Source organism: Flavobacterium sp. (assembly GCF_044339515.1).
Classification (GTDB): Bacteria; Bacteroidota; Bacteroidia; order Flavobacteriales; family Flavobacteriaceae; genus Flavobacterium.
The window spans coordinates 35,223-51,272 of record NZ_JBIIVK010000021.1 but is presented as its reverse complement, the minus strand read 5'-3'; the positions used below and the strand labels follow the sequence as shown (position 1 = coordinate 51,272).

Here is a 16,050-nt window from a genome sequence, read left to right as displayed (position 1 = left end):
TTCTTCCAACACCTGATTTATACATTAATTCACAATTCAAAGAACTTATAACTTCTAATACTTTAAAATAATTTTTAACTATATTTGTCATAGATATTGTTTTGTTTGGCGACACCAAGATACTGAAATTCAGTATCTTGGACAATATCTAATCCTTTTATTTTCTTAAAATAATTACACCCAACGGGTTATTAAAAATAATAGTTCACTAATTAATTTAGGATTTAATCGACCTATATGGATCAGTACTTTCATTTGATATACGTTCTAATCCCATTGTCAATTTAAATTTTGTCAATTGTGAAATGGGGGGGTTAGCAATAACTGGTACAAATGCTGAAATAATAGATTTAAGTACAACTAAATTTTTTATTTTGGATTTATTGAGTAATAATTCACTAAATTACTTGAACTTGAAAAATGGCTCAGATAGTACAAATTATTTTGAAATTATTGATGCTCCTAATTTAGAATATATTTGTGCAAATGAATGGGATGTTGAAACTCTTTTAGATGTCATCATCAATAGTTTAGGTAATAATACAGGAGTAAATGTCAATTCCTATTGTTCGTTTACACCAGGAGGCATTTTTTACTCAATTCAAGGAAATTCTAAATTTGATATAATTGACAATGGTTGCGATGAAAATGACATCGATTTTCCAAATATGAAATTCAACATTACTAATGGTACAATTTCAGGAAATATAATTTCAAATACTAGCGGAGATTATTCCATTCCGGTTCAGGAAGGAACACATACGGTAACACCCGTTTTTGAAAACCCATCTTATTTTAATGTAAGTCCTTCAAATTTTTCTGTCAGTTTTCCAACTGAAACTAGTCCGTTTTCGCAAAATTTCTGTATAACTCCTAATGGTACGCATCCAGATGTTGAAGTAGTAATAGTTCCTTTAGAAACCGCAATTCCCGGTTTTGATGTGAGTTATAAATTAGTCTACAAAAACAAAGGCAACATAACGGTTTCCGGTTCTATTTCGTTTACTTTTATGGATGATGTGATAGATTTTCTTTCTTCAACACCAGTTCAATCGATGGTAGAACCCAATATTTTAAATTGGAATTACACCAATTTACTGCCATTCGAAACCAGAGAAATTGTTGTAACATTTAATATGAATTCACCTCAAGAAACACCGGCTTTAAATGATGGTGAAATTTTAGAATTCATTGCAATTATTGATCCTCTTTCCGGAGATGAAATGCCATCCGATAATACATCAACTTTAAATCAACTAGTGGTAAACTCATTTGATCCGAATGATAAAACGTGTTTGGAAGGTTCAGTAGTGAGTACAGAATTAATTGGTCAATACGTTCACTATGTCATTCGTTTTGAAAACACGGGAACATTCTTCGCTCAAAATGTTGTGGTAAAAGACGAAATTGATGTATCCAAATTTGATTTGAACACCTTGATTGTCTTAAGTACCAGTCACCAACAATGGACCAGAATCAACGGCAACAAAGTAGAATTTATTTTTGAAAATATTCAATTACCCTTTCCACCATCAGAAGAAAGACATGGTTATATTGCCTTCAAAATCAAATTGAAAAATAATTTAACCGTTGGTGATACGTTTTCCAATTTTGCAAGTATTTATTTTGATTATAATTTCCCGATTATCACCGAACCGGCTACCACTTCAATTGAAGCATTAAGCAATCCCGATTTTGAGTTTTCCAATTTTGTAAAATTATATCCTAATCCCGCAAGTGCAACCATAACGATTGAAAGCCAAACTCTCAATTTAAAATCAATTGAAATTTTTAATAGTTTGGGCCAATTAGTACAAGCGATTCCAAATGATAATAACCAACTCAGTATAGATGTTTCAAACTTACAAACCGGAACGTATTTTGTAAAAGTGTATTCAGATAAAGGAGTAGGGGTTTCGAAGTTTGTGAAGCAATAAAAATAAAAAAGGGATTAAAATATTAATCCCTTTTGTTTTTCTTCTCGCGTTTCTCTTCTTTCTTCTCTTTCGCTGTTTTTAAAGGCTCTTTCTTCACGTTTTTCTTTGCATCCTGACTCTTTGCCATAATTTTTTGGTAATGCCATTAGAAGCATCTTAGTAAAGATAGTGCTTATTTTATAAATAATTACAATCCCAGTTGTTTTTGAATAGAAAGTGGTAGCAATTCATCAAAAGAATGAAATTTCGGGTTACGTTCAATGAATTTCCATTTATAGTTGGTAGAAGCTGAGGCAACAGCAATCCAAGTTGTGTTTTCTTCTACAAAATAGCTATTTCGATTCAATTCATATTTTACTGATTTATAATGCGGTATCTCCTTATAAGTGGCTAAATCTCTCTTAATTTGGTCATCAGTAACTTTATTTTCCAAATTAATTCGAAAGGAATTTTTAAATGTAATCACACAATACTTTGCATTCTCAATTTCCAAAATTGGACCATATATAAAAGTCATTGTTGGAAATACAATTCGATTGCCTAAAACATCATTTTGAAACCATTCATCTAAATTAGAAACGATTGTTTCATAAGTATATTTTTCAAAATAGTTGGGGTGATACTGTGAAGTAATTCCTTCAAAGTTCATATTGTAGTGTGCGTCGTAGAAATTTTTAGTTTCTAATTTCAACTGATCCAAGGTTTGTGCTTGTATATTTACAACTACAAGTAGAAATACAGCGAACATTTTTTTCATACGAATGAAATTTCTAACAAATATAAAAATCCCTGACAATTAATGTGCCAGGGATTTTTAAAAAATGATTTTTTTTAGTTTAAACCAAAACCCATTCACCACCGGCAATCATACTTTCAGCTTTTTTGTATTTCTTGGTTTCCGTTTTTCCACTCATCACATGTTTAATGGTGACGGTATCGTTTCGGTTGATTTTCGGCATTTCACGTACAATCGTTTCAGTTACCGCTGGTCGCTGACTTGCCATTTCGCCGGCTTCTCTGTTGGCTTTTGCACCATCGTTTATTTCCGTTGAAGCTTTTGATTCAGTATAATTTTCTTTCTGACGAATTTGTTTTGCTTCTTGAATAGCCGCATTACCTTGATTTGGTAAATCACCTTTAAATAAGAACGAAATGACCTCTTTATTTACTTTATCCAACATCGTTCTAAACAAATTGAACGCTTCAAATTTATAAATCAGCAACGGATCTTTTTGTTCGTGAACAGCCAATTGAACCGATTGTTTCAATTCATCCATCTTGCGAAGGTGTTTCTTCCATGCTTCATCCACAATGGCTAAGGTGATGTTTTTTTCAAAATCGGCGACCAATTGTTTTCCTTCTGTTTCGTATGCTTTTTTAAGGTTCGTAACCACATTCAAAGTCTTTTGACCATCGCTGAACGGAACTACAATTCGCTCGTATTGATTATTTGGATTTTCAAAAACATCTTTTATAATCGGGAAAGCTTCTCGTGCGTCACGAGCATTTTTTTCTTCGTAATAAGCCAAAGCTGCTTTGTAGATTTTTCCGGTGATTTCCATTTCAGAAAGTTTGTTAAACTCGCTTTCTGTAATCGGAGAAGTAATTGAAAAATATCTTATCAATTCAAATTCAAAATTTTTGAAAGTTGATGCTGCTTTGTTTTCATTGGTTATATTTTCACACGTGTCATACATCATGTTTGCGATATCCACTTTCAAACGTTCGCCATGTAAAGCGTGTCTTCTACGTTTGTAAACCACTTCACGTTGCGAATTCATCACGTCATCATATTCTAACAAACGTTTACGCACACCAAAGTTATTTTCTTCCACTTTTTTCTGAGCTCTTTCAATCGATTTGGTCATCATCGAATGCTGGATCACTTCGCCTTCTTTCAAGCCCATTCTGTCCATTACTTTGGCTACTCGTTCAGAACCAAATAAACGCATTAAATTATCTTCTAACGAAACATAAAACTGCGAACTTCCCGGATCTCCTTGACGACCTGCACGACCACGCAACTGTCTGTCCACACGACGCGAATCGTGACGTTCTGTTCCGATAATGGCCAAACCGCCGGCTGCTTTTACTTCCGGAGTCAATTTAATATCCGTTCCACGACCGGCCATATTGGTTGCAATCGTAACAATTCCTGCTTTACCCGCTTCAGCTACAATTTCAGCTTCTTTTTTGTGCATTTTTGCATTCAAAACGTTGTGCGGAATGTTTCGCATTTTCAACATTCTACTCAATAATTCTGAAATTTCAACCGAAGTGGTTCCAATCAAAACCGGTCTTCCGGCTTGAGAAAGTTTGGTCACATCTTCAATGACAGCATTGAATTTTTCGCGAGTCGTTTTATAAATTAAATCTTCCTGATCTTTTCTTGCCATCGGACGGTTGGTTGGAATTTCCACCACATCCAATTTATAAATTTGCCAAAGTTCACCCGCTTCAGTGACAGCAGTTCCCGTCATACCGGCTAATTTGCTGTACATACGGAAATAATTCTGAAGTGTAACCGTTGCAAAAGTTTGTGTTGCCGCTTCAATTTTTACATTTTCTTTGGCTTCAATCGCTTGGTGTAAACCATCAGAATAACGACGACCATCCATAATACGACCGGTTTGCTCGTCTACAATCATGATTTTATCTTCCATGATTACATATTCAACATCTTTTTCAAAAAGAGTATAGGCTTTTAATAACTGCGTTAGCGTATGAATGCGTTCCGATTTAATCGAAAAATCTTGAAATAATTTTTCTTTTTCTTCAGCTTCAGCATCTTTTGCCAAATTCATTTTTTCAATTCGGGCAATTTCAGTTCCAATATCCGGTAATACGAAGAAATTCTCGTCGGTATCTTGCGATAAAAATTTTACACCATTATCGGTTAATTCGACTTGATTATTTTTTTCTTCAATAACAAAATACAACGCTTCGTCCACTTTTGGCATTTCGCGGTTGTTATCTTGCATGTATTGATTCTCCGTTTTTTGAAGTAATTGTTTGATACCTTCCTCACTCAAAAATTTAATCAATGCTTTGTTTTTCGGCATCGAACGATAGGCTCTCAACAATTGAAAACCACCGTCTTTGGTGTTTCCTTCTTTGATTAAACGTTTGGCTTCGGTTAAAAATCCGGTAGCTAAATTGCGTTGTAAAGAAACCAAATTATCAACTTTGGGTTTCAATTCATTAAATTCGTGTCGGTCACCTTGCGGAACCGGACCTGAAATAATTAAAGGGGTTCTGGCATCGTCAATCAAAACCGAATCGACCTCATCCACAATAGCAAAATTATGCTTGCGTTGTACTAAGTCGTTTGGTGAATGAGCCATATTATCTCTCAAATAATCGAAACCAAATTCGTTATTTGTACCATATGTAATATCTGCTTCGTACGCTTTTCTTCTCGCATCGGTGTTTGGTTGATGATTATCAATACAATCAACAGTTATTCCGTGAAATTCAAATAAAGGAGCTTTCCAAGTGCTGTCACGTTTGGCTAAATAATCATTCACGGTAACCAAATGCACACCGTTTCCGGTTAAAGCATTCAAATAGAGTGGAAGAGTAGCCACCAACGTTTTTCCTTCACCGGTTTGCATCTCAGCAATTTTTCCTTGATGCAATACAACTCCACCAATCAACTGAACGTCATAGTGAATCATATCCCAAGTGATTTCTTTTCCTGCTGCGTTCCATGAATTGGCCCAAACTGCATCATCACCTTCAATTGAAATATATGATTTTATAGCCGAAAGTTCAATGTCTTTTGGAGTAGCTTTTACGGTAATGTTGGTATTGTCCTTAAATCGTTTTGCTGTTTCTTTTACCACGGCAAAAGCTTCAGGAAGAATTTCATTAAGCGTTTTTTCCGAAATCTCATAAGCTTCTTTTTCCAATGCATCAATAGAAAGATAAATATCTTCTCTTTTATCAATATCAGTAATTTGATCTACTTCAGCTTTTAGCGATGCAATTTTGGCATCTTTTTCTGCACGAGCCTGTTTTATTTTTTCTTTGAAATAAACAGTTTTGGCACGTAATTCATCATGTGAAAGAGAAGAAAGACTGCTTTCAAATGTTTTTATTTTCGTAATAAGAGGTTGTATTGCTTTGACATCTTTTTCGGATTTGTCGCCCACAAATGCTTTCAGAATACTATTAATGAAACTCATTTTATTTTGATTTATAATGTTATAAAATCCCGATGATTCGGGATGCAAATTTACACAAAAAAAAAGCCTCGTGTGAGACTTCTTTTTGGTGTTTTTTATTTTTGTTTTAATATTCGTCCTCGTTCCAAAGATAATCTTCGTCTGTAGGATAATCCGGCCAAATTTCTTCCATCGATTCGTAGATTTCTCCTTCATCTTCAATAGATTGAAGGTTTTCCACTACTTCGAGGGGAGCACCCGTTCTGATAGCATAGTCAATAAGCTCATCTTTGGTGGCTGGCCACGGTGCATCACTTAAATAGGATGCTAATTCTAATGTCCAATACATCTTCTATCGATTTAATTTTATGCAAAAATAAATTTTCTACTGAAATAGTCAAGTAAAAAGTGATTTATTTTACCAAAAAGTATTTTTTCATACTTTTCAAAAGGTAAGAACGTGTTTAAGAAAGTAATCGGTATTCAGTTTTTAGTGTTCAGATTATACTGATTACTGAAAACTGCCAACTGCTTACTCCTTCCTCGGAATCCATTTTACTTCATCCGCTTGAAGGTCAAATGACAACTTTCGTGCCAACACAAAAAGGTAGTCAGAAAGTCGGTTTAAGTATTTTAAAACCTGCTCATCTGTCGGTTCTAATTCATGAAGGTGCACCGATAGGCGTTCGGCTCTTCGGCATACACATCGGGCAATATGACAATATGACACGGTTGTATGTCCGCCCGGAAGAACGAAATGCGTCATCGGAGGCAACGAATCGTTCATTGTGTCAATTTCATTTTCTAGCAATTGAATATCTGCTTCTGAAATTCGATTTATGTTTAAACGCGGTTGACCATTTTTTAAAACTTCTTTTTCAGGTGGAGTAGCTAAAATGGCTCCAACGGTAAAAAGGCGGTCTTGCACTTCAATTAGTACATTTTTATATAACTCATTAATGTTCTGGTCGCGAATTAACCCGATATGCGAATTCAATTCGTCCACCGTTCCGTAACTTTCAATTCGAATGTGGTGTTTGGGAACGCGTGTTCCGCCAAAAAGTGCTGTGGTTCCGCTATCGCCGGTTTTGGTGTATATTTTCATTTTTAAGATGCTAAGGTTCTGTGGTGCTAAGGTACTAAGTTTTTTTAATTGGGTTGAATTAAATCGTAGTTTTAAGATGATACGGAATAACCTCAGTGCCTTAGAATCTTAGCTTCTTAGTACCTTCAAAAAACTTTCCACAAATCTTTCTCTTGCTCCATCAGCCAAATCAAAATACAAATCAGGTTCAATGAGTTCAATTTCCATTAAGTGAAGTTTGTTTTCGATGACAATTCCATCCACTCGAGCATAAAGCAATTTTTCAGGAATTTTTGAAAGTACTAATTTGGCTTGCTCCAACAGTTCTATATTGGGTTCAATTAATGTATATTTTCCACCGTATTGAATTTGAACCCTAAAGTCATTTTCAACCGGTTTTTTGTTGACAGCGTGTGAAAATTTTCCATCAAAAAAGATAAATGATGTTTCGCCCAATTCTTTTATCTCCGGACGAAATTCTTGCAAGAGAAAATCTTTTGTTGAAAAATGTTCTTTGAATTCATTTTGGATAGATTCAATTTCAGTTCGGTCAATTAATTTAGTCAAATAACTTCCGGCAGAAAATGCTGGTTTGATGACCATTTTATCCCAACTTTTCGGAATTAAATCGTGTAAATTTGAAATTGAATTTTTCCCCAAAAAAATAGTTGGCAAAATTGTAATTCCTTCTTTTTCTAAATCTTTTAAATAAAATTTATGTTTGTTTTTTTGGATAACTGAAATCGGGTTAAACGTTTTAATTCCCAACAATTCAATTTTATGTAACCATGAATTAAAAGCGTTTTCTTTTTGATAATAATCCCACGTATTTCTGAAAATGAGATAATCAAATTGCCTCCAATCAACAGATTCATCATCCCAAATTACGGCTTTTGCTGAAATATTTTCCTTCGTAAAAAGCGAAATTAATTTTTGATCCGATTCTAAAAGTTCAGGTAATCGGGCACACGTGAGTATTCCAATTTTCATCTGATTATTGTTTCTTTTTGGAATAATAATTGGTTTTGAAGCTGCGATTACGGCGATTTCCTCTTTGTTTGTTGGCCATTCTGGTTACAATAATGACAGCGACAAAAAGAATTACCATGACTATAATAAGGGTTTTCATAGTAGATAAACTTGATATAACAAAGTTACAAATTGTTTATTTTACTCGTTCGTCTTTTTCGATAATTCCGTCTCTCAATCGAATAATTCGGTGAGCATAAGCAGCAATATCTTCCTCGTGGGTGACTAAAATGACGGTGTTTCCGTTTTTATGAATGTCATTGAAAAGTCCCATGATTTCTTCTGAAGTTTTGGAATCTAAGTTTCCTGTTGGTTCATCTGCTAAAATGATGGAAGGTTTGTTGACCAAAGCTCTGGCAATTGCCACACGTTGACGTTGACCACCCGAAAGTTCATTAGGTTTGTGATCCATTCTGTCGGCCAAATTCACTTGTGTTAGAACTTCTGTTGCTCTTTCATTGCGTTCCGATTTGGAATAGCCTGCATATACCATCGGTAAAGCCACATTATCCAAAGCCGTCGTTCTGGGCATTAAATTGAACGTTTGAAATACGAATCCGATTTCTTTGTTTCGGATTTCCGCCAATTCGTCATCGTGCATTTTACTCACATCTTTTCCATTCAAAATATAAGTTCCCGAAGTGGAAGAATCTAAACAGCCCAAAATATTCATTAATGTTGATTTTCCTGAACCGGATGGTCCCATCAAAGCCACATATTCCCCTTTATTAATTTCTAAATCGATTCCTTTCAAAACATAAATGGTTTCACTACCCAAAACAAAGTCTCGTTTTAGATTGGTTATTTTAATTAATGGATTAGCCATTGGATTGCAGATTTTTGATTAACGATTGCAGGTTTTTGATTTACAATTCTCAGTGTATAAGTAGTAAAAATACATTAAATGTTACAGTAATTTTAAAATCAGATGCGAATAACAAAATGTTCTTTCTCTTGTTCTGTTCTAAAAAATACAATTCCCCATTGAAAGGTATCAATCGTAACGGTTACTTTTGGATGATTTTTAATGATTTTCCATACTTCTTCCATGTCTTTTGACCAGTGAATGTCATCGAATATCCAAATGGAATCGTTTGAAATGGTTGGTAATAAAAGTTCAAAGTAGTCTAAGGTTGCTTTTTTAGAATGATTTCCGTCGAAGTAAATAAAGTTGTAAGTTGTCGGTTGTCGGTTGTCAGTTGTCAAAAAGTCTTCAAATTTTGTGTTTACAAATTCAACATTATTTAAATTTTGTAATTGACATTGCTTTTTTGCAATTGCCATTGTTTGTGAGCAACCTTCTAACGTAATTATTTTCGAATTTTTATTTCCCAACGAAAGAGCAATTGTAGCCAATCCCAACGAAGTTCCAATTTCTAAAATACTTTCCGGTTGAAAATAGTTCGTGATTCTAAATAACAATTCAGCTCTTTTTGGAGAAATTCCGGCATTTTTTGCAATTGCTGAAATTTTTCTTTGATTGGATTTAAAAACTCTTGAACCGGCACCAAAATCGGTTACTTCAATTATAGTTTCGTTTGTTAAAAGTGAATTTCGGTAGTTTTTTAAAACTTCGTATTCTGGATAATTCGTTTTATCATAAAAGCATTTTGTCACCAAATCAAATACGAATGGTGAATGAACTCCGTGTTGGTTTTTGGAGTTCCATAGGAAATTCAGGTATGATTTTATAATTTGTATCATTTCTCGCAAAGTCGCAAAGACGCAGTTTTTCTTGGCGACTCTGCGTCTTTGCGAGCTAAATTACTCAATTTTCGAAGAAAGTTCAAACCAACGTTCTTCCTTTTCTTCCAATTTCTTTATTATCACTTGCAACTCATTCGCTTTTTTTTCAATAGCATCATCCGCTACTTTTCCATCCGCAAACAATAGTTCGATTTGTTTTTTCTCAAATTCCAAATCTTTGATTTCACGTTCAATTTTGTTGAATTCTTTTTGTTCGTTAAAAGAAAGTCCGCTGGTTGTATTTTGTTGTTTCCAATTCACTTTTTCAGTGCTAACACTGGATAGACTTTTAGGTTCTGCACTATCTTCATAGGCTCTGAAATCAGAATAATTACCCGGAAAATCTTCAATTTCTCCTTGGCCACGAAAAACAAATAAGTGGTCTACAATTTTATCCATGAAATATCTATCGTGTGAAACCACTAACAAACATCCCGGAAAATCTAATAAAAAGCTTTCCAACACATTCAACGTCACAATATCCAAATCGTTAGTGGGCTCATCCAAAATCAAAAAGTTCGGATTCTGAATCAAAACTGTACATAAATACAAACGTTTCAATTCGCCACCACTTAATTTTTCTACAAAATCATACTGTTTTTTTGCATCAAAAAGAAAACGTTCCAACAATTGCGAAGCCGAAATAATTTTTCCTTTCGTAAGCGGAATATATTCGCCGTATTCTTTAATTATATCAATCACTTTCTGACCCGGTTTTGGGTTGATGCCGCTTTGCGTATAATAACCCACTTTAATCGTTTCGCCAATCACTACTTTTCCGGCATCAGGCAACATCGTTTTGGTCAAAATATTTAAAAAAGTTGATTTTCCGGTTCCGTTTTTACCGATAATTCCAATGCGTTCGCCACGTTGAAAATCATAGGAGAAATTATCCAAAATTACCCGGTCTTTGAACTTTTTATACAACTTGTGAAGCTCAATAATCTTGCTTCCCATGCGTTCCATATTGATTTCAAGCTCCACCACATTCTCTTTACGACGACTTTCGGCTTTTTCTTTAATCACATAAAAATCATCTTGACGCGATTTCGATTTAGTCGTTCTTGCCTTCGGTTGGCGACGCATCCAAGCCAATTCTTTCACAAATAGATTCTGAGCTTTGTCGATACTTGCATTTTCAGAAGCAATTCGTTCTTCCTTTTTTTGCAAATAATAGGAATAATTTCCTTTGTATTGGTATAATTTTCCGTTGTCCAATTCAATGATTTCGTTGCAAACCCGTTCTAAAAAGAAACGGTCGTGCGTCACCATAAACAACGTGATGTTTTCTTTGGCAAAATAACTTTCTAGCCATTCAATCATCTCCAAATCCAAGTGGTTCGTAGGCTCATCCAAAATCAACAAATCCGGACGATTAATCAAAATTATCGCCAATGAAAGCCGTTTTTTCTGTCCGCCCGAAAGACTTTTAACTTTCAATTTGAAATCTTCCAACTTTAATTTAAACAAGATTTGCTTGAATTGCGTTTCAAAATCCCAGGCGTTATGTTGGTCCATCAAATCAAACGCTTTTTGATAAGCTTCTTCATTTTCAGGGTTTTCGAGAGCTTTTTCATATTGCTCAATCACTTTAAGCGTTTCGTTATCACTGGCAAAAATGCTTTCCTCAATTGTCAATTCATCTTGCAAATTCGGTTTCTGTGACAAAAATGCCATTCGGATATTTTTTCGAATCACAACCTGACCCGTATCCGGTTCATCAAAACCATTAATAATGTTCATAATGGTCGTTTTTCCTGAACCATTTTTAGCAATAAAAGCAATTTTCTGGTCTTTGTTAATGCCAAACGAAATGTTGTCAAACAATACGCGTTCGCCAAAGGATTTGGATATATTTTCTACTGAAAGGTAGTTCATTTAATGTGTAAATGTGGCAATTTGCCAATTAGTCAATGATTTTAAAAGTGCAAAAGTAAATCATTAAACTTACTTTACAATTTTAATTTTTATCATAATTAATATCTATAAATAAAGTAATTTTGAAAATTAAAATATTTAAAAAATATATGAAGCTAAATAAGATTTTAAAAATTCAAATATTTATTCTAATTTTTTTAGTATTAATTTTTTTAATGATTAAAATTGAATTTAATATTTACTTTGAAGAGTTTGCACTTTGGTTGTATCCAAATAATGAAAATAGAAATGCAGAATTGTTTAAAATTTTATTAACTGTCATTGGAGGTTTAGGAGTGCTTTTCAGTTTATATTTAGGTTTTAAAAAATCTAAAGCAATGGAAAATGGTATTAGGCTTCAAGGTTTAGCTATTGACAAACAATCTGAACAATTAGAACTATCTAGAAAATCTCAAATTGATGAAAGGTTCAAAAATGCTGTTGAGCATTTGGGAAGTGATAAAGAACCAATAATATTAGGTGGAGTTGCTGAATTGTATCAAATTGCAATAGAAAATTCAAATGAATATGCTGAAATTGTTTTCAATATTTTAACAAGTTACATCAGGACTAGTACAAATATTCATAAAAAAAAGGCTGATGATTTTAGTGTAACAATAATTCAAACAATCATAAATTATTTATTTAAATCTAAGTCTAAAAATAATTATCCATTTTTGGGGTTTACAGGAAATTTAAGTGCAAGTAATTTAAATTCCATAAATATAGATAGTGTAGATTTTGTTGGATTTAATCTTTCATTTACGTTATTTCCGATGTATATTAATGATGTTGATTTTTCTGATTCAAATTTAAGTAAGGCTCAGTTTTCATTATCGAGAATAAATAATTGTGATTTTTCTAATACAAATTTGCATAGCACTTATTTTCATTTTTCAGAAATTAGAAATAGTTCTTTCGAAGAAGCAAGTATTCTTGCAACTAATTTTCTTTCAACTTCATTTAAAGATGTTAATTTTAATAATTGTGATTTTTCGAATGCTAAATTTATTTGTTGTTTTTTTAATAATACAACACATATACAATCAAATATTATATCAAATGATTTCTCTTTTTCAAGTTTTAAAAATGTAGATTTTTCTTCAACTAAATTATTTTCTAAAAATAATTTTCAAGGTTGTTACTTTTATAATTTTTCCATAAACACAATGTCAATGGAAATCAATTTTAATGGTTGTGGTATACTTGATACAAGTTTTATGTTTGATTACCCAGTGCTTGTTGATAAATTAGAAGAAAGAATAGGTAAAGATTGTAATAATTCACAAATTATAAATTTGAGTAATGTAAAATTAGATAATCAATTAACATTCGAGAAACTTAATGAGACAGATATATTAAAAATTAGGGAGAAATACAAGAGTATTGAGGAAGAATTTTCGAAATTGAAGAATAAAAAAAATAAAGATTAAATTACTTTCCCTATGCAACTATCCGTCATTATCCTTAATTACAACGTTCGTTATTTCCTCGAACAATGTGTACTTAGTGTGCAAGCTTCATTACAAAATATTGATAGCGAGATAATTGTTGTAGATAACAATTCTTCTGACGAAAGTTGTCAAATGATGAAAACCCGTTTTCCTAATATCAAACTCATTGAGAATAAAGAAAATTCCGGTTTCCCTAAAGGTAATAATATTGGAGTAGCTGAAGCAAAAGGCGAATATATATGCATTCTCAATCCCGACACTGTTGTCGCAGAGGATACATTTACAAAACTTTTGAACCCGCAACTCTCAACTCGCAACCCGCAACTCGGAATAATCGGTTGCAAGTTAATTGACGGCACCGGAAAATTCCTCCCAGAAAGTAAAAGAGGTATTCCAACACCTTGGGTAGCATTTACAAAGATTTTTGGTTTGTATAAAATATTTCCGAGAATTCAATTATTCAATCGATATTATGTTCAAAATCTATCCGAACATCAAACGGGAGAGGTTGATGTTTTAGTAGGAGCTTTTATGTTTCTAAAACGTGAGTTATATAATCAGTTAGGAGGATTTGATGAGAATTGTTTTATGTATTCTGATGATATTGATTTAAGCTATCGAGCATTGCAAAATGGTAAAACAAATTATTATTTTTCACAAACCACCGTCATTCATTACAAAGGCGAAAGTACAGTGAAAGACGGTACATATATGAAACGTTTTCAAGAAGCAATGGAATATTTTTACAGTAAACATTTCAAAAAATCAGCTTTTTTTAGTTTGTTTATGAAGTCGGGTAGTTATCTTTTCGCCTTTTTAAAGAAAAATAAAACGGTAGTTTCCAATAGAAATATTGATAATTATATTTTAATTTCCCAAAACGAGTTATTAAAAGAAAAACTCGAAAAATTGTTAGGAAAAAATGTGAATCGACTTTTCATCGATTTTAAAAATGAATTACCTTCGCTATCTAAAGGAATAAACTCAAACATTGAAATTATTTTTGATCAAAACGAGTTAACATTTTCAACTATCATTTCAGTAATGGAATTATATAAAAATGAAAAAGTAACCTTCAAAATCATTCCCAATCAAAGTAATTTTATGATTGGAAGCAACAGCAGTAATGACAGAGGAAAAGTTGTTTTAATTGAAGATTAAAGAATTTTAATTGTTAATTTTTGAATTTTTAATTGACTTTTGTTTTTGAATTTGACATTGATTTTTGAATTTGACATTGAAATTTTATTGATAATTATTAAAAACATTCCTTTTTTTAGTAAATTCGCAAACTGAAATAAAAAATAAACCTTTAGGTTAACGATATGGCAAAATTTGAATTGAAATTGCCCAAAATGGGAGAAAGCGTTGCAGAGGCAACCATTACCAACTGGCTTAAAAAAGTAGGCGACAAAATTGAAGCAGATGAAGCAGTCTTGGAAATTGCTACCGATAAAGTAGATAGCGAAGTGCCATCTGAAGTTTCTGGGACTTTAGTTGAAACTTTATTTCAAGTGGATGATGTGGTCAAAGTGGGTCAAACCATTGCTATTATTGATACTGAAGGCGGAAGTGCTTCTATAGAATCTCCAAAAGAAGAAGTAGTTGCTGCTGTAGCTGAAATTGAGAAAGCAATTGAAATAGTTAAAGAAACCGTTCAAGCAGCCGCTCCTGTTGAAGTTGATTTCTCTGCATCTGAAAAATTCTTTTCGCCATTAGTAAAAAATATTGCCAAAGAAGAAGGGGTTTCTATCTCAGAATTAGAAAATATAAAAGGTTCAGGTAAAGAAGGTCGTGTAACCAAAGACGATATCATTGCTTATGTAAAAGAACGTGCCAATAAACCAGTTGTTTCTCCAGCTCCTAAAGTAGACCCCGTTGCAGTAGAAACTCCAAAAGCGGAAGTGAAAGTTGAAACTCCAAAAGTAGAAGCTCCAAAAGCAGAATTAACACCGGAGAAAAAAATCCCGGTTTCCGTAAACGGTCAAGACGAAATCATTGAAATGGATCGTATGCGAAAACTGATTTCAGGTTATATGGTGGCCTCCAAACAAACTTCGGCACACGTGCAGTCGTTCATTGAAGTAGATGTAACCAACATCGTCAATTGGAGAAACAAAGTAAAAGATGCTTTTGAAAAAAGAGAAGGTGAAAAATTAACTTTTACACCTATATTCATGGAAGCTGTTGCAAAAGCCATTAAAGACTTCCCGATGATTAATATTTCGGTTGAAGGCGATTATATCATAAAGAAGAAAAATATCAATTTAGGAATGGCTGCGGCGTTACCAAACGGTAACTTAATTGTTCCGGTCATTAAAAATGCTGATATGCTCAATTTAGTTGGATTGACCAAAACGGTAAACGATTTAGCCAACAGAGCCCGTAACAACCAATTGAAACCGGACGAAATTCAAGGCGGAACATACACCGTTACCAATGTGGGAACTTTCGGTAGCGTTTTCGGAACACCGATTATCAACCAACCACAAGTAGCCATTTTAGCATTAGGAGCCATCAGAAAAGTTCCGGCTGTTATCGAAGCTCCAACCGGAGATTACATCGGAATACGTCACAAAATGTTCTTGTCTCACAGTTATGATCACCGAGTGGTAGATGGTTCGTTGGGAGGACAATTCGTAAAACGTGTAGCCGATTATTTAGAAGGTTTCAGCGAGAATAGAGAATTCTAAAAATAAAAAGATAAAATTTCAACC

General features: G+C 33.4%; 14 protein-coding genes. 4 read left to right on the top strand and 10 right to left on the bottom strand.

What is annotated here, in order from left to right; genetic code table 11:
• Positions 1-305 precede the first annotated feature (305 nt).
• Positions 306-1,937 (top strand): T9SS type A sorting domain-containing protein, encoded by a 1,632-nt coding sequence (locus ACIQ0M_RS07710; protein ID WP_396151268.1) that lies wholly within the window; start codon positions 306-308, stop codon positions 1,935-1,937.
• A 14-nt stretch (positions 1,938-1,951) separates the two neighbouring features.
• On the opposite strand, the gene ACIQ0M_RS07705 is transcribed toward ACIQ0M_RS07710, so the two are convergent.
• The 10 genes from ACIQ0M_RS07705 to ACIQ0M_RS07660 all read right to left on the bottom strand — a co-directional run bounded on the left by ACIQ0M_RS07705 (position 1,952) and on the right by ACIQ0M_RS07660 (position 11,840).
• Positions 1,952-2,083 (bottom strand): hypothetical protein, encoded by a 132-nt coding sequence (locus ACIQ0M_RS07705; RefSeq protein WP_396151267.1) that lies wholly within the window; start codon positions 2,081-2,083, stop codon positions 1,952-1,954.
• 41 nt (positions 2,084-2,124) lie between these two features.
• Positions 2,125-2,694, bottom strand: coding sequence for a hypothetical protein (locus tag ACIQ0M_RS07700; RefSeq protein WP_396151266.1), 570 nt, complete (start codon positions 2,692-2,694; stop codon positions 2,125-2,127).
• A gap of 79 nt (positions 2,695-2,773) precedes the next feature.
• Positions 2,774-6,124: a preprotein translocase subunit SecA gene (gene secA, locus ACIQ0M_RS07695; protein ID WP_396151265.1), complete on the bottom strand. Its 3,351-nt coding sequence runs from the start codon at positions 6,122-6,124 to the stop codon at positions 2,774-2,776.
• Between the two features lie 106 nt (positions 6,125-6,230).
• Positions 6,231-6,452 (bottom strand): DUF2795 domain-containing protein, encoded by a 222-nt coding sequence (locus tag ACIQ0M_RS07690; RefSeq protein WP_002986941.1) that lies wholly within the window; start codon positions 6,450-6,452, stop codon positions 6,231-6,233.
• 183 nt (positions 6,453-6,635) lie between these two features.
• The gene (locus ACIQ0M_RS07685; protein ID WP_396151264.1) at positions 6,636-7,208 is read right to left on the bottom strand and encodes a cob(I)yrinic acid a,c-diamide adenosyltransferase; all 573 of its coding nucleotides are present in this window, start codon (positions 7,206-7,208) and stop codon (positions 6,636-6,638) included.
• A 108-nt stretch (positions 7,209-7,316) separates the two neighbouring features.
• Positions 7,317-8,177, bottom strand: a complete 861-nt coding sequence (locus tag ACIQ0M_RS07680) for a RimK family alpha-L-glutamate ligase (protein ID WP_396151263.1) — start codon at positions 8,175-8,177, stop codon at positions 7,317-7,319.
• 4 nt (positions 8,178-8,181) lie between these two features.
• Positions 8,182-8,316, bottom strand: coding sequence for a hypothetical protein (locus tag ACIQ0M_RS07675; RefSeq protein WP_396151262.1), 135 nt, complete (start codon positions 8,314-8,316; stop codon positions 8,182-8,184).
• A gap of 36 nt (positions 8,317-8,352) precedes the next feature.
• Complete coding sequence (locus ACIQ0M_RS07670) at positions 8,353-9,042, bottom strand: ABC transporter ATP-binding protein (protein ID WP_396151261.1); 690 nt, start codon at positions 9,040-9,042, stop codon at positions 8,353-8,355.
• A gap of 98 nt (positions 9,043-9,140) precedes the next feature.
• Positions 9,141-9,920, bottom strand: a complete 780-nt coding sequence (locus ACIQ0M_RS07665; protein WP_396151260.1) for an O-methyltransferase — start codon at positions 9,918-9,920, stop codon at positions 9,141-9,143.
• 60 nt (positions 9,921-9,980) lie between these two features.
• The gene (locus ACIQ0M_RS07660; RefSeq protein WP_396151259.1) at positions 9,981-11,840 is read right to left on the bottom strand and encodes an ABC-F family ATP-binding cassette domain-containing protein; all 1,860 of its coding nucleotides are present in this window, start codon (positions 11,838-11,840) and stop codon (positions 9,981-9,983) included.
• 149 nt (positions 11,841-11,989) lie between these two features.
• Between ACIQ0M_RS07660 and ACIQ0M_RS07655 the strand changes: the two genes are divergently transcribed.
• The 3 genes from ACIQ0M_RS07655 to ACIQ0M_RS07645 all read left to right on the top strand — a co-directional run bounded on the left by ACIQ0M_RS07655 (position 11,990) and on the right by ACIQ0M_RS07645 (position 16,026).
• Positions 11,990-13,312 carry a pentapeptide repeat-containing protein gene (locus ACIQ0M_RS07655; protein ID WP_396151258.1) on the top strand — a complete coding sequence of 441 codons (1,323 nt, stop codon included), beginning with the start codon at positions 11,990-11,992 and terminating at the stop codon, positions 13,310-13,312.
• 12 nt (positions 13,313-13,324) lie between these two features.
• Positions 13,325-14,494 (top strand): glycosyltransferase family 2 protein, encoded by a 1,170-nt coding sequence (locus tag ACIQ0M_RS07650; protein ID WP_396151257.1) that lies wholly within the window; start codon positions 13,325-13,327, stop codon positions 14,492-14,494.
• Between the two features lie 164 nt (positions 14,495-14,658).
• Positions 14,659-16,026, top strand: a complete 1,368-nt coding sequence (locus ACIQ0M_RS07645) for a dihydrolipoamide acetyltransferase family protein (RefSeq protein ID WP_396151256.1) — start codon at positions 14,659-14,661, stop codon at positions 16,024-16,026.
• Positions 16,027-16,050: the final 24 nt, after the last annotated feature.

Bases quoted from the DNA above. Each gene is read 5' to 3' on its own strand.
- ACIQ0M_RS07710 (WP_396151268.1), top strand. From the start codon at position 306: ATGGGGGGGTTAGCAATAACTGGTACAAATGCTGAAATAATAGATTTA.
- ACIQ0M_RS07705 (WP_396151267.1), bottom strand. From the start codon at position 2,083: ATGGCATTACCAAAAAATTATGGCAAAGAGTCAGGATGCAAAGAAAAA.
- ACIQ0M_RS07700 (WP_396151266.1), bottom strand. From the start codon at position 2,694: ATGAAAAAAATGTTCGCTGTATTTCTACTTGTAGTTGTAAATATACAA.
- secA (WP_396151265.1), bottom strand. From the start codon at position 6,124: ATGAGTTTCATTAATAGTATTCTGAAAGCATTTGTGGGCGACAAATCC.
- ACIQ0M_RS07690 (WP_002986941.1), bottom strand. From the start codon at position 6,452: ATGTATTGGACATTAGAATTAGCATCCTATTTAAGTGATGCACCGTGG.
- ACIQ0M_RS07685 (WP_396151264.1), bottom strand. From the start codon at position 7,208: ATGAAAATATACACCAAAACCGGCGATAGCGGAACCACAGCACTTTTT.
- ACIQ0M_RS07680 (WP_396151263.1), bottom strand. From the start codon at position 8,177: ATGAAAATTGGAATACTCACGTGTGCCCGATTACCTGAACTTTTAGAA.
- ACIQ0M_RS07675 (WP_396151262.1), bottom strand. From the start codon at position 8,316: ATGAAAACCCTTATTATAGTCATGGTAATTCTTTTTGTCGCTGTCATT.
- ACIQ0M_RS07670 (WP_396151261.1), bottom strand. From the start codon at position 9,042: ATGGCTAATCCATTAATTAAAATAACCAATCTAAAACGAGACTTTGTT.
- ACIQ0M_RS07665 (WP_396151260.1), bottom strand. From the start codon at position 9,920: ATGATACAAATTATAAAATCATACCTGAATTTCCTATGGAACTCCAAA.
- ACIQ0M_RS07660 (WP_396151259.1), bottom strand. From the start codon at position 11,840: ATGAACTACCTTTCAGTAGAAAATATATCCAAATCCTTTGGCGAACGC.
- ACIQ0M_RS07655 (WP_396151258.1), top strand. From the start codon at position 11,990: ATGAAGCTAAATAAGATTTTAAAAATTCAAATATTTATTCTAATTTTT.
- ACIQ0M_RS07650 (WP_396151257.1), top strand. From the start codon at position 13,325: ATGCAACTATCCGTCATTATCCTTAATTACAACGTTCGTTATTTCCTC.
- ACIQ0M_RS07645 (WP_396151256.1), top strand. From the start codon at position 14,659: ATGGCAAAATTTGAATTGAAATTGCCCAAAATGGGAGAAAGCGTTGCA.